Origin of the sequence: Lichenicoccus sp. (assembly GCF_965277665.1) — a bacterium.
Lineage (GTDB): Bacteria > Pseudomonadota > Alphaproteobacteria > Acetobacterales > Acetobacteraceae > Lichenicoccus.
This window is the reverse complement of sequence record NZ_OZ255835.1, coordinates 1821540-1834718: the sequence shown is the minus strand read 5'-3', so window position 1 is coordinate 1834718 and position 13179 is coordinate 1821540. Positions and strand designations below refer to the sequence as shown.

Below are 13179 nucleotides of genomic sequence, written 5' to 3'. Positions count from 1 at the left end.
GTCGCCAGCCGCGCAGCGCAGGCCGCTCTCATCGCGGTACCCGGCTGATCTGCACCGGTCCGGCCTGCAGCGCATGCAGCGCCGCCAGCGCCTTCTCGGCCGGAAAGCTCTCCACCAGCCCCTCGAGCACCAGGAAATACCGGTCGTGCGAGGCATGGTTGAAGTTCGGGATGTTGAACGCCGGATGGTTCAGGCGCGGCAGCCGGTTCTTGACCAGCAGCACGCCGACGGTGCCCAGCGCGGCGCAGAGCAATCCGGACGAGACGCTCGGGACGATGAAGGACGGCCAGGAGAACCAGGGCCGGCCGCCGATATCGAGGACGTAGTAGGTCGTGCTGACAGTGGCGCAGTAGCCGAACATCGAGAGAGCACCGAGCAAAAAGCCGGTGACGGCCGCCTCCGGCACCCCGCGCGAGGCCAGCGCAAGGGCCGCGTCCGCGTCCGCCAGCGGCACCGGGGAGAACAGGTCGAGCCGCGAGATGCCGGGGCGGACGATGCCGTGCTCCTGCATCATCTGGCGCGCCGCCTCGATCATCCGGCCGGGCTGGTCGAACTCGGCCGCGACCCCCCAGAGCGGCGCGCCATGCGAGGGCGACTTGAACTGCGCCGCCGGATGCGGGTCCTGCTGCGTCCGCAGCGACAGCACCACCGCCGGCAGGATGCGCAGCAGCACCAGCAGCAGGAACAGGAACAGGCCGCCGGAGCCTGCGAACGTTGCCAGCCCCCAGAAGCCGATCGTGTATGCGTGCGCCGACGACGGCAGGAAGTCGTGCTCGAGCGCGGGCACGATCACCATGAAATGGTCGGCCCACATGCCGAGGCAGATGCTGGCGCCGAGGCTGGCGATCGCGGCGGCCGAGCGCCGCACGAACGGCAGCCAGAACAGTTGCGCGGCCAGCGGGCCGGCAGCGAGCATGGTCCAGAACGCCCAGGCCTGGTCGCCGGCCAGGCGGCGGTGCAGCGACGCGATCTCGGTGCTGTCGCCGCCGAGCAGGGTGGCATAGATCCCGGCCGCCTCGCAGTACAGCTCCGCAAGGCCCAAGCCCAGCAGCAGCCAGGCGAGCAGCGCCAGCGGGCGCGCATCGATGCTGCGTTGCAGACGCAGCGCCGAGCGCGCGACGATGCTGACCAGCGCCACCGCGGCGACCCCGGAGAACACCGCGCCGACCAGGAAGCTGACCGGCATGATGGTGTCGTGCCAGCCCGGCAGCACGGTGCCGGCGAACATCACCGCGGCACCCGACTGCAGGGTCGGCACGATCAGCAGCCCGAGCACGGCGAGACAGCGCATCGCCTGTCGCCAGCGATGCCAGTGCATCGCCGAGCCGCGCCAGCCCAGGGCGGCGACGCCGTACAGCCGGGCCCGCAGCCGGCGCCGGTTCTCGTAGTCCGGATCGCCTTCGGTGATACGCTCCGACGCGCGGTCGCGCAGGCGGGCAAGGTCCGGCAGCAGCCCGGTCGCCCAGAACGACACGCTGATGGTGAGATAGGCGAGGATGTCGATGGCGTCCCAGAATAGCGGGCTGCGCACCTGCGGCTGCAGCAGCATGGTGTTCGGGTATGGCAGGTTCCAGTAGAAGAACCAGGGGCGGCCGAGATGGATGATCGGATAGACCGCCGCCGCCACCGCCGCGAGCACCGCAACCGTCTCGGTGATGCGATTGAGCGCGTCGCGCTCCGGCGTCCCGAACAGCAACATCGCCGACGATACCAGCAAGGCGCCGCAGGCGATCCCGATCCACCAGTCGTAGCTGACGATGTCGAGCGCCCAGGTGACGGGGATGTTGTTGCCCCACACGCCGGTGCCCTCGTAGAGCAGCCAGCCGAGCGAGATCAGCAGCACGCCGATGAGGCCGATGGACGCGGCCAGCCCCAGCCACCAGCGCAGCCCGGGCTGCAAGGCCGGCGGCGTCATGTGCGGTCCGCTTTCGGCGCGTACTCGGCCAGGTAGGTCGTGCGCGGCCTCACCCCGAGCTCGCCGAGCAGGCTGTAGTTGCGCGGATCATGCCGTTTCGCACGCACCGCGCTGTGCGCATCGTTCAGGTCGCCGAAGCTGATCGCCTGCGTCGGGCAGGCGGTCTGGCAGGCGGTCTGCACGCTGCCGTCGGCGATCGCATTGCCGCTCTTGTCGCTGTCGATGCGACCCTGGGCGATGCGCTGCACGCAGTACGTGCATTTCTCCATCACGCCGCGGGCACGCACGGTGACATCCGGATTGCGCTGCTCGGCGAGTTGTGGCGCGGCGCCGGCGCTGTAGTCGAGATAGTTGAAGCGGCGCACCTTGTACGGGCAGTAGCCGGAGCAGGCGCGGGTGCCGATGCAGCGGTTATAGACCATGACGTTGAGGCCTTCATGGTCGTGCACGGTCGCTTCCACCGGGCAGCCGACCTCGCAGGGCGCATCCTCGCAATGCATGCACGGCACCGGCTGGAAATGCGTCGCCGGGCTTTCCACGTCGCCCTCATAGTAGCGGTCGATGCGCAGCCAGTGCATCTCGCGGCCCTCGGCCACCTGATCTCGCCCGACCACGGCGATGTTGTTCTCCGCCTGGCACGACACCACGCAGGCATTGCAGCCGATGCAGCTATCGAGGTCGATCACCATGCCCCATGCGCGATTGTCGGCCGGAGAACTGCCGGTGGCGGACTTGCCGCCATAGAGCATGTCGGGTGCTCCCGTCCGGTCGCCGACCGGGGCCGCGCCGACCTGCTGCACCCGCACCAGGTCGTGGCCCTCCATCGTGTTGTGGTTCTGCGTCGTCGCCAGCTCGTGCCGGCGACCGGTGCGGGTGATCGATGCCGATGCGAGATGGAAGGGTGTTGCCGCCGGCCGCAGCGGCGCCGCGTCGTAGCCGATCCCGGTGGCCAGCATGTCGGGACTGGTGCGGCCATAGCCCAGCGTCAGGGTGACGCTGCGTGCGGCCTGCCCGGGCATGATCCAGGCCGGCCCCTCGACCGCGCGGCCGCCAGCCTCCGGTCCCGTGGCCTCGAGGCGCAGCACGTCCCCCTCGGCGGCGCCCAGCTCGACCGCCAGGGCTGGGGACACCAGCACCGCATTGTCCCAGACGATCCGGGTCAGCGGGCGCGGCAGCTCCTGCAGCCAGGCATTGTTGGCGCTGGCACCGTCACGCAGGACGGGATCGGGCCGGAACAGCACCTCGACGGTTCCGGCGGGTGGCGCCGGGGTTGCGGGTGGTGCCCGGGTTGCCGCGGTCGAAGCGACCGTAACCGACGCGGCCTGGGTCTTGTCGATGAACCCGGCCAGCAGCGCCCTGCGCCAGGCCGCCTCGAAATCCTGCCCGAGCCTCGTGCGCCAGTACGAGCGCAGCAGCGTCTGTGCGTCCTGCGGCTGGGCATCGGTCAGCAGCGACAGGATCTCAGGCGCCGAGCGCCCGGCATAGAGCGGCAGGATGGTCGGCTGGATCAGGCTGACGGTGCCGTCGGCGGCGCGCGCATCGCCCCAGCTTTCCAGCGGATGCGCCAGCGGCAGGTGCCAGTCGCATAGGGCGGCGGTCTCGTCCACATACAGGCCGGCATGCAGCTTCATCGGCACCCGGTCCAGCGCCTGGGCGAAGCCGAGTGCCGCGGGGGCGTCCTGCACCGGGTTCGCGCCCAGCACCAGCAGCGTCCGGACCTGGCCCTGCTGCATCGCCTGCACCAGGGCGGCAAGATCCTCCGCTTGTGCTGCTACCGGTTCGACATGCAGCACGCCGCGGCCGACATTGCCCAGCCGTGCGTTGAGCCGATGCACCGCCTCATGCACCGACGCGGCTTGCCACGCGCCCGCGAGGACAATCGAGCGGCCGGGCGCCGAGGCCAGCGCCCGTGCCACGCGCTGTTGCCAGGCGCTGGCATCACCGCCGCCGTCGAGCAGGGTGTGCGCCAGGCGCTCGATCTCGCCTTGGCTCGCGACCAGGGTGTGGTCCGCCTTGCTGCTGGTGAGCGTCGGCGTCGGCGCCGCCGCATGCAGGGTGAGCAGCGATCCCCGGTCGGCCGAGGCACGGCGGGCCGCCGACCAGCGCGATGCCAGACCGACCTGGCGCGGACCCGGATCGAGGAAGTCCCCGTCGAGCGACACTACCGTCTGCGCCTCTGAGAAATCGTACAGCGTGTCGAGCGGGCGGCCGAACGCGGCGGCGGCACCTTCCTGCGACGCCCGCGCATCCGACGGCGCATGCACATGCCAGCGCATGCCTGGAAAGCGTTGCTGCAGGCCCTGGATCTGCGCCAGCAGCGACGGCGAGGTGACCGGCCCGGTCAGCAGATGCAGCCCACCGCGCGGCAAGGCATTGAGCGCCGGGCGCAGGCTGTCCCAGTCGTCGGGGCGCCCGAGCCTGAGCACCGCCTGCGAGCGGAACGGGTCCCAGAAATCCAGCACCGAGGCCTGGCCGGCGATGTCGGTGCCGCCACGGCTCCAGGGATGCGCCGGCGACCCCTCGATCTTGACCGGCCGTCCGTCGCGCGTCAGCACGATGACGCCGTTGGCATGCCCGTCGATGAGTGTCGACGAGGCGTAGCGCATCACCTGGCCCGGCCGCGCCTGCTGCGGCTGGTCGACATAGGGGATTTCCTTCGAGCGCGGATCGTCGTCCGGGTCGTCGCAGCCGGCGAGCCCGGCCAGCGACAGCGAGGCCGCCATCACGCGCAGGAAGGCACGCCGGTCGAAGCCGCGCGCCGGGGTCGTGCCGACGCTTGCAGCCTGGGGGAACTCGGTGTGCAGGAAGCGGCGGAAGGCGTCGTTGTCGTCGAGCTGGTCGAGGCTGCGCCAGAGCGCGCCGTGCCCGGCGGAAAGCCGGCGGCGAAGGTCAGTCAAGCCGGGGTGATCGCGACTCATCCCGATCGCGCCCTCAACGATGGCAGATCGAGCAGTCGGAGAGCTGGGCTCCGCTGCGGATGTGGTACAGCGCAAGGAATGCCTTGCCGCGCGCGGCCTGGTCGGCGGGCGGCGTCCATTCGGTGTTCCAGACCTGATCGGGCGGGCGCAGCCGCATCGCCGGGTTGCGGTGGCAGTCGAGGCAGAACTGCATGGTGAGGTTCTGCGCGCGTGCGGTCAGCTGCATCCGGTCGACCGCGCCGTGGCACGACGAACAGCCGACGCCTTTCGCGATATGGATGCTGTGGTTGAAATAGACGTAGTCGGGCAGCCGGTGCACCCGGACCCAGGCCAGCGGCTGATCGCGGGCGAGGCTGTCGCGCACGGGTGCGAGCATCGCCGCCCCGGTCCAGAGCTGCGAGTGGCAGGTCATGCAGGTATGGGTCGGCGGCAGTCCGGCGCTGGCGCTGACCTCGACGCCGGTGTGGCAATACCGGCAATCGATGCCGAGCTCGCCGACATGATGCTTGTGGCTGAACGGCACCGGTTGTTCCGGAGCGATGCCGACGCGCGAGACATAGGCCGAGTGCTGCAGCATCTCCAGGATCAGCACGCTGCCGCCGGCCAGGAGCAGCAGGGACAACAGCACCAGGCGCATCCACGCATCGGCGCCGGGCGCGAAGAGTTGCCGCATGGACGCGCGCCTGCCAGTCAGGCCCGTCGCTGTGCCGGATGTGCCTTCCTGGAACCCGTCATGCCCATCCCCGCCTCACAGCCGAATGCGCGGAACGTTGCGCAACGCTGTTATGCGTGGCGGCAGCGCTGGCTGCCAGAGTGCCCGAGCAAACGTTTCCGTCAGGCGCCCCAGATGAAGTTCAGCCGGAAGATTGGCCCGGCTCGGGCGAGAAGAATTCCGCCTTGTCGGGCTTGTCCTTCCACTCGTCGGCATCGGCCGGCGGGGTGCCCTTGCGGGTGATGTTCGGCCAGGTCTTGGAGAACTCGGTGTTCTTCTCGGCCCACGCGCCGGCACGGTCGTCGCTGTCCGGGAAGATCGCCTCGACCGGGCATTCCGGCTCGCAGACCCCGCAATCGATGCATTCGTCCGGATTGATGACGAGCATGTTCTCGCCGACGTAGAAGCAGTCGACAGGACACACCTCGATGCAATCCATGTATTTGCAGCGGATGCAGCTCTCGGTGACCACGTAGGTCATCACCATCTCCAGGCTAGATTGGTCGGCAGCCGTCCTGTGGCCGGGACGCGACGGGCGCCGAGATATGCGGACGTTTTGCGCGCAAGCGCAAGCCGCCCGCGACGGTTCCCCGCTTGGGCTTCAGCAGCCTGGCTCGGGGATCTCCTGATACAGCCCGCGCGCCTCCACCGCCGGTCCACGGCGCTTGGCGAGCGCCACGATGCGCAGCACGGTCACGCCCTGGTCTCGGCGCGGCAGGGTCACCACGTCGCCCGGCCGCAGCCTGGCATGCGGCTTGTCGGTCGGCTGGCGGTTGACCCGGATCAGCCCGCCTTGCACCAGCCGGGCGCAGTCCGAGCGGGCCTTGAGAAACCGCGCGCACCACAGCCACGTATCGAGACGCTGCCAGTTGCGGTCTTCCTGCTCCGGCTGGCCGCCCGGCCGGCTCAGCGCCCGGCTCAGCGTCCGCCTCCACGATCCACCCGCAGCGCGGCCAGGGCGGCGAACGGACCGTCGCGACGGGTGCGGCCGGGTGCGTCGGGCAGCGGTGCCGCCTGTGTGACCGGCTGCGGATCGCGCCGTCGCGCCAGGCTCATCAAGGGCGGGCAGGGGGCCCCGGCATGACCGTCCGGCAGCGGGGCCGCCGGCCGCAGCCTGACATCGAGGCCACGCAGCACCGCGGGCAGCAGGTCCGCTTGCACCGACAGTAGCGAGGCCAGGTCCGACGGCAGCGCCGCGGGCCTCTCACGGGTCAGCCAGGCGACCTCCGCCATCACCCGCTCGGCGATGTCGAGCCGCAGCCAGACCGGCCCGGCCGCCACCCACCCCAGCGCGCCCAGCAGTGCGGCCGGGGCCATGTCGGCCGCGCCGTCGCGCGCGACGCTGACCGCGCCCGCGGGCGGCAGCGGCGGCAGGCTGACGCCGGCGCGCACCGCCAGCAGCACCGCGCGCAGGCGCGACTGGCGCGGCTTGAGCAGCGCCGGCATGAACAAGGCGAGCCGGCCGGCGCGGATGCCGAGCGGCTTGAGGCGCCGGCGCAGCAGCGGCGACACCGATATTGCGGTTGCACCGCCGACCAGGCCGGCTTCCTCGACGAGGCGGTGCAGCAGGCCGCGCAGCAGCGGATCCGCCTGGGCCTGCGCCTGCGCCTCGAACAGCGGCGCCAGGGTCGCGGCGATCTGGCCGTGCAGCCAGGCCTGCAGCCTTGCCCGCACCCGCTGGCGCTGCGCGCCGTCGAGAAACTCGCTGTCCAGCACCTCGACCATCGGCTGCAGCAGCGCGGCGCCCGGCCGCAGCCGCGCCACCGGCGCAGCACTCCCCGGCGTCGACGTCCAGAGCAGCCGTTGCGCGTCCCCGGACATGCTGAAGGCCGCATCGGCGGCGGCCACCAGCGCCTGCACCCGGCGCGGCATTTCCTCGCGCAGCGCCCGGCGCGCGGCGCGCAGCACCAGCCGCCTCGAAGGGCCCTCCGCCAGCGGGTCCGGCTGGAAGCCGAAGCCCGCCACATGGCCGACCGAGTGCCCCTCCACCACGACCTCGCCCTGGGTGGTGACCGCGGACAGCATGTCCTGGCCTGCCGCCTCGTCGAGCCGTCGGAACAGCAGCGCCGCGCGGCGGTCGACGAAGCGCGTGGTCAGCCGCTCGTGCAGGGCGTCCGACAGCAGGTCCTCGACCTCGCGCGCCTTGCCCTGCCAGTACGGCGCGTCGTCGAGCCAGTCGCGCCGCGCTGCGATGTAGGAACAGACCCGCACGCCGGACAGGCGCTGCATCAGCGTGTCGATGTCGCCCTCGCTGCGCGACAGCGCGGTGATCTGCGCCGCCAGCCAGTCGGTCGGCAGCCGCCCGGTCTGCATGACGCTGGTGAAGACGCGCGCGCACAGCCTGGTGTGGCTGTCGTCGCCGAGCTTGCGGAAGTCCGGGATCTGGCAGGTTTCCCAGAGCAGGCGGGTCGCCGTCCTGCTTCCGGCAAGCCGGCGAATGTCGTCGTCGCGGGTCAGCGCATCGAGCGTCAGCAGGTCGGCCGCCTGGTTGCCGGCGACGAGTCCCCGACGCGGCGGCGGCACCTGCAGGCTGGCCAGCAGCAGGTCGGGACTGCCGAAATCCAGCGCGCCGTTGCGCCAGAAGATCTGCTCGAGCGGATCGAAGCGATGCGCCTCGACCGCCGCCACCACGTCCTCGGGGAGGTCGGGACAGGTCGCGGTGGTGCCGAAGCTGCCGTCGCGCATGCCGCGTCCGGCGCGCCCGGCGATCTGCGCCACCTCGGCGGCACTCAGCCGGCGCGGCCGCGACCCGTCGAACTTCGACAGCCCGGCGAAGCCGACATGGTTCACGTCCATGTTCAGCCCCATGCCGATCGCGTCGGTGGCGACGAGGTAGTCGACCTCCTTGTCCTGGTACAGCGCCACCTGCGCGTTGCGCGTGCGCGGCGACAGCCGGCCCATCACCACCGCGCAGCCGCCTCTACGGCGCCGGATCAGTTCCGCGATCGCATAGACCTCGGCCGCCGAGAACGCGACCACCGCCGAGCGCGGCGGCAGCTTGGTGAGCTTGGCGTTCCCTGTATAGGTGAGCTGCGACAATCTTGGCCTGGTCTCGATGTCGGCGTCCGGGATCAGGCGGCCCAGCAGCGGGCGGATCGTCTCGGCGCCGAGGAACATGGTCTCCACCAGGCCGCGCGCATGCAGCAGCCGCTCGGTGAAGACATGGCCACGGTCGGCGTCGGCGCAGAGCTGGATCTCGTCGACAGCGACAAACTCGGCGCTCCGGTCCAGCGGCATCGCCTCCACCGTGCAGGAGAAGTAGCGCGCGCCGGGCGGGACGATCTTTTCCTCGCCGGTGATCAGGGCGACGTGGCGCTCGCCCTTGGCGGCCACCATGCGGTCGTAGTTCTCGCGCGCCAGCAGCCGCAGGGGAAAGCCGATGATGCCCGAGCCGTGCGCCAGCAGCCGCTCGATGGCGAGATGGGTCTTGCCGGTATTGGTCGGCCCGAGCACCGCGCGGACGCGGTGCCGGCCGTAGGCTGGGTCATCCGCTGCTCCCTGCGACCTGCCGCCGGCGGCGGGGGAGTATGGGCTGCGAGCCCGGAAAGCGACGCCCGGCATGGGTTTGATGGTCGGGTCGGCGCGTGCGGATTGCAAGCGCAGCTTGGGGATTGCAAGCCCAGGTTGGCTGCATGACGGTGCCGGACCTTGCGAAGGATGACCATGATGTTCGACCGCCCGCTCGATTGCCTTGCCGACGGGCTCGGCGATGCCCGCGACACGCGGCCGGTGCATGTCGTCCGCCCCGAGTCGCTGCCGGACTTGGTCCAGGAGCTCGTGCAGGGCACCGGCTTTGCGGGGTCGCTGGCCGGCTGGCTGGAGCAGACCGGCTTCACCGCGAGCGCCGGGGAGATCGCGCTGCTGCCGGGCGGCGCGGGTGTCGGCGCGGCATTGCTCGGACTCGGTTCGGGGCGGCAGGCGCCGGCCCCGGAGGTCTATGCCGGATTGCCGCGTGGCCTGCCGCCCGGCGACTGGCATCTGGCCGGACCGGAGCCGCACGATGCCGAAATGGCGGTGCTCGGCTTCTGCCTCGGCGCCTACCGCTTCGGTGCGTTGCGCGATCCGGACGCGCGGCCGGCGGCGCGCCTCGCGATGCAGCATAGCGAGGGCGCGGCTCTGGCAGGCGCCGCGCAGGCGCGCGCGATCTGGCTGGCGCGCGACCTGGTCAACATGCCGGCGAACCGGCTCGGCCCGCAGCAGCTGGCCGAGGCGGCGTGCGAGGTTGCCGCACGCTTCGGCGCCCGCACCGCGCTGGTGTCCGGGGCGGATCTCGAATGCGGCTATCCCGCGATCCACGCCGTCGGGCGCGGGTCACGCCGCGCCCCCTGCGTCATGCGCGCCGACTGGCAGGGCTCGGCGGCCGATGCGCGGGCGCCGCTGGTGTCGCTCGTTGGCAAGGGCGTCTGCTTTGACACCGGCGGCCTGGACCTGAAGACCTCGGCGGCGATGCTGCGCATGAAGAAGGATATGGGCGGGGCCGCGATCATGCTCGGCCTCGCGCGGCTGATCATGCAGCGCGACCTGCCGGTGCGGCTGCAGCTGCGGCTGGGCTGCGTGGAGAACAGCGTGTCCGGCGACGCGATGCGGCCGTCCGATGTGATCGCGACCCGCGCCGGGCTCAACGTGGAGATCGGCAACACCGACGCCGAAGGACGGCTGGTGCTGAGTGACCTGCTGGCGGAGGCCTGCGAGGCCGCGCCGTCGGTCCTGATCGATGCCGCGACCCTGACCGGCGCCGCGCGGGTCGCACTCGGTCCCGACCTGCCGGCGCTGTTCAGCAACGATGACGATCTGGCGGGGGCCCTGCTGCAAGGCGGGATCGCCGCGCACGACCCGGTCTGGCGGCTGCCGCTGCATCCGGCGTACGACAGCTGGCTCAGCAGCCCGGTCGCACACCTGAATAATGTTTCATCGAAGCCGATGGCTGGTGCAGTCACGGCAGCCTTGTTTCTGCAACGATTCGTCAAAAAATCTGTCCGTTGGGCCCATCTCGACACATATGCCTGGCGCGACTCGGCGTCGCCGGGGCAACCGGAGGGGGGAGACGCCCAGGGACTCCGGGCCTGTTACAAAGGTTTGTTGCGGATTCTTAACCTGCACGGGGAACCGGATCAGCTTGGTAACATAATCGGCACTGAACCAAATCGATCTCCCCGTCTATAAAGCGAGCTGTTACGATCCTGTTAACGCTTTTGGGGATGGGCGCCATCGCGACCTGTCCTTCGCCGAATGCAGTCAGACCAACCGGATTATCGGTCGTGTCGTTGAAGAAAGGATTTGAAGGTGCCACAACCCTCGTCATCGGATCAGCTCGTTGGAACCCTGCGTGACACTGTCGTGTCGATGGTCCGCCGCGACGGACCGGACCTGTCGGCCCGCCAGCTCGGCGTGTTCCTGACCTGCTATCTCCAGGAGGGCGCGCACACGGTCCGCGGTTTGGCTGCGGAGCTGAACGTCTCGAAGCCGGCGATCACCCGGGCGCTCGACCGGCTCGGCGAACTCGATCTCGCCCGCCGCAAGGTCGATCCGATGGACCGCCGCTCCATCCTGGTGCAGCGGACCCTCAAGGGCGCCGCCTACCTGCGCGAGCTGCGTTCGATCATGACCGAGGCCTCCAGCGTCGCGCGCAAGGGTGGCCATGCCGCCGAGCATGGGTCGCGCCGCGCCGGCTGATCCGGCCTCCTGCCTGACCTGACGCCCGTGCCGACCTGACGACTGTGCCACGTGTTCCGCGAAAGCGGGATGCGGGGTGCGTCGTCGTCTCATACCCTGAGGCTTTTCTGGTCGGCGGGGCGATCTGCAGGCCTGTGTGTCCAAACGGGCACCCCTCCGGGCAGAGCCGCCATGGCCGCCCGCCTGTCCTGCAACCGGGCCGGTTCTCGAACGATACTGCCGCGAGCGCATCACATGACGATGCCGCGTCCTCCACGCCAAGAAAGGATCCTATCCATGCGGATCGCCGCCTTTGCTGCCGGTCTTGCCCTCTCCCTGCCCGTCCTCGCGGCGCCTGTGTTCGCGGGTCCGGCGCTCGCCGCGCGCGACCCTGGCGCCTCCGGCCCGGTCATCGGCCACGTCACCATCACCGCCAAGGCCGCCGATGTCGGCGTCGGCTATACCTGGGGTGACGGCGTGCTGCGCTTCCACGGCCGCGACTACCATTTCAACGTCAAGGGCGTGGATGTGGCGGCGGTCGGCTATTCGAGCGTGACCGGCCACGGCCGCGTCTATCACCTGCGCCATCTGCATGATTTCGACGGGACCTATGCCGCGGCCGACGGCGAGGCGACGCTCGGCAACGGCATCGGCGGCCGTGTGCTGAAGAACGGCAACGGCGTCGAGATACGCATCGACGACATCAGCAAGGGTGCCAGACTCTCCGGCGCGGCGCAGGGCATCCAGCTCAAGCTCTCCGAGTAGTCGCGCCGCACCTGCCCGGGCCACACGCCGTGTGGTCCGGGCAGCCGGCTCGAAGTGGCTACCAGCGCCCGACCGGATGAGTTCGGGTTCGACGGTGCACCAGCGCGGTCCAGGCGAGTTGCGGCACCAGCGCCGCCGCGACCACCGCGGGGAGCGAACCTTGCCCGCGCTGCAGCCCCAGCATCAACACGGCGCCCCACAGCACGAACCCCCAATGCAGCAGGGCGACCAGCCACGCCGGCACGCCGGCGCGGAACGCGACCTGGTACAGGTGGCCGCGATGCGCTTGCGACAGGCGCTCGCCACGCAGCGCGCGCCGGCACAGGGTGAAGCCGACATCGTAGAGGACGCCCGCCAGCAGCAACGGTCCGGCCAGCAGGCCGGCGGCTGAGGCACTGTGCCGCCAGTGCAGCAGCGCGCAGGCGGCGACCGCGAGCCCGGCGCCCTGGCTCCCGACATCGCCGAGGAAGATCCGGGCCCGCGGGTAGTTGAAGGGCAGGAAGCCGAGCAGCCCGGCGCAGAGCAGCAGCCCGGTGACGGCGCAGAGCGGGTCGGCCGCATCCAGGCCGAGCGCCAGCCCGCAGAGCGCCATGCTCCCGGCGGCCAGTCCGTTGAGGCCGTCGATGAAGTTCAGCGCGTTGGTCGCGAACATCAGCCAGCAGAAACCGATCGCCAGCGCCGGCCATGCAGCGCCGGCCGGCAGCGCGATCATCGTCGCCACCAGCGCCGCGCAGCCCGCCTGTGCCGCGAGCTTCACCAGCGGCCGGTATTGCCGCAGATCGTCCAGCCACGACACCGCGGCCAGGACCACCACCGCCAGCAGCAGAACCGCCGCACGCCGTCCCGCGACGACGCCCGCCGGAAGCTGGACGAGTGCCACCGGCAGCAGCAGCACCAGCGCCAGCACCGGGCCGACGCCGCCGCCCTTCGGAGTCGGGCGCACATGCGCGCTGCGATGGCCCGGACGATCCAGCACGCCGACCCGGATCATCAGCCGCACCGCGGCGGCCGAGATCAGCAGGGCCGCCACGCACAGCGGCACCACCAGCGACGGCGGCAGGCCGGCTGCCGGGACAAGACGCATCCCCCCTCCTTCCAGGCCCCGGTGCTTCCCTTCTAGCTCAGGTGCTTCTAGGCCGGGACCGGCTGGGCTATAGGGCGGCGGTGATGGCCTCGCAACGCCCCGTCAAACCGCCGGACCCCGATCGCGTGCCGGG

The 13179-nt window shown here is 70.8% G+C and carries 10 protein-coding genes; 3 read left to right on the top strand and 7 right to left on the bottom strand.

Translation table 11 applies throughout. The features are described 5' to 3' along the window. Window positions 1-28: 28 nt before the first annotated feature. The 6 genes from ACQY4O_RS08385 to ACQY4O_RS08360 all read right to left on the bottom strand — a co-directional run bounded on the left by ACQY4O_RS08385 (window position 29) and on the right by ACQY4O_RS08360 (window position 9106). Window positions 29-1915, bottom strand: coding sequence for a quinol:electron acceptor oxidoreductase subunit ActD (locus tag ACQY4O_RS08385; RefSeq protein WP_428375746.1), 1887 nt, complete (start codon window positions 1913-1915; stop codon window positions 29-31). After that, window positions 1912-4812 carry a TAT-variant-translocated molybdopterin oxidoreductase gene (locus ACQY4O_RS08380; protein WP_428375745.1) on the bottom strand — a complete coding sequence of 967 codons (2901 nt, stop codon included), beginning with the start codon at window positions 4810-4812 and terminating at the stop codon, window positions 1912-1914. The genes ACQY4O_RS08385 and ACQY4O_RS08380 overlap by 4 nt, the downstream gene beginning before the upstream one ends. A gap of 34 nt (window positions 4813-4846) precedes the next feature. Continuing rightward, on the bottom strand, window positions 4847-5506 hold the full coding sequence (locus ACQY4O_RS08375; protein ID WP_428375743.1) for a cytochrome c3 family protein: 660 nt from the start codon (window positions 5504-5506) through the stop codon (window positions 4847-4849). Between the two features lie 181 nt (window positions 5507-5687). Then, a complete protein-coding gene (gene fdxA / locus ACQY4O_RS08370) occupies window positions 5688-6026 on the bottom strand; it encodes a ferredoxin FdxA (protein WP_428375741.1) in 339 nt (112 codons plus the stop codon). Between the two features lie 120 nt (window positions 6027-6146). Then, window positions 6147-6455, bottom strand: a complete 309-nt coding sequence (locus tag ACQY4O_RS08365) for an RNA-binding S4 domain-containing protein (protein WP_428378144.1) — start codon at window positions 6453-6455, stop codon at window positions 6147-6149. 8 nt (window positions 6456-6463) lie between these two features. Beyond that, complete coding sequence (locus tag ACQY4O_RS08360; protein WP_428375739.1) at window positions 6464-9106, bottom strand: helicase-related protein; 2643 nt, start codon at window positions 9104-9106, stop codon at window positions 6464-6466. Between the two features lie 96 nt (window positions 9107-9202). Here ACQY4O_RS08360 and ACQY4O_RS08355 point away from each other — a divergent pair, with 96 nt between their 5' ends. The 3 genes from ACQY4O_RS08355 to ACQY4O_RS08345 all read left to right on the top strand — a co-directional run bounded on the left by ACQY4O_RS08355 (window position 9203) and on the right by ACQY4O_RS08345 (window position 11962). Next, window positions 9203-10708, top strand: a complete 1506-nt coding sequence (locus ACQY4O_RS08355; RefSeq protein WP_428375738.1) for a leucyl aminopeptidase family protein — start codon at window positions 9203-9205, stop codon at window positions 10706-10708. Window positions 10709-10828: 120 nt separating this feature from the next. Continuing rightward, window positions 10829-11218 (top strand): MarR family transcriptional regulator, encoded by a 390-nt coding sequence (locus ACQY4O_RS08350; RefSeq protein ID WP_428375736.1) that lies wholly within the window; start codon window positions 10829-10831, stop codon window positions 11216-11218. Window positions 11219-11494: 276 nt separating this feature from the next. Next, window positions 11495-11962, top strand: a complete 468-nt coding sequence (locus ACQY4O_RS08345; RefSeq protein ID WP_428375735.1) for a hypothetical protein — start codon at window positions 11495-11497, stop codon at window positions 11960-11962. A 58-nt stretch (window positions 11963-12020) separates the two neighbouring features. Here the strand turns inward: ACQY4O_RS08345 and ACQY4O_RS08340 are convergent, their stop codons facing one another. Then, complete coding sequence (locus ACQY4O_RS08340) at window positions 12021-13046, bottom strand: hypothetical protein (protein ID WP_428375734.1); 1026 nt, start codon at window positions 13044-13046, stop codon at window positions 12021-12023. Between the last annotated feature and the right edge of the window lie 133 nt (window positions 13047-13179).

Excerpts from the sequence above, each read along its gene's own strand:
- ACQY4O_RS08385 (WP_428375746.1), bottom strand. The coding sequence starts at position 1,915 with ATGACGCCGCCGGCCTTGCAGCCCGGGCTGCGCTGGTGGCTGGGGCTG.
- ACQY4O_RS08375 (WP_428375743.1), bottom strand. The coding sequence starts at position 5,506 with ATGCGGCAACTCTTCGCGCCCGGCGCCGATGCGTGGATGCGCCTGGTG.
- fdxA (WP_428375741.1), bottom strand. The coding sequence starts at position 6,026 with ATGACCTACGTGGTCACCGAGAGCTGCATCCGCTGCAAATACATGGAT.
- ACQY4O_RS08360 (WP_428375739.1), bottom strand. The coding sequence starts at position 9,106 with ATGCCGGGCGTCGCTTTCCGGGCTCGCAGCCCATACTCCCCCGCCGCC.
- ACQY4O_RS08355 (WP_428375738.1), top strand. The coding sequence starts at position 9,203 with ATGACCATGATGTTCGACCGCCCGCTCGATTGCCTTGCCGACGGGCTC.
- ACQY4O_RS08345 (WP_428375735.1), top strand. The coding sequence starts at position 11,495 with ATGCGGATCGCCGCCTTTGCTGCCGGTCTTGCCCTCTCCCTGCCCGTC.
- ACQY4O_RS08340 (WP_428375734.1), bottom strand. The coding sequence starts at position 13,046 with ATGCGTCTTGTCCCGGCAGCCGGCCTGCCGCCGTCGCTGGTGGTGCCG.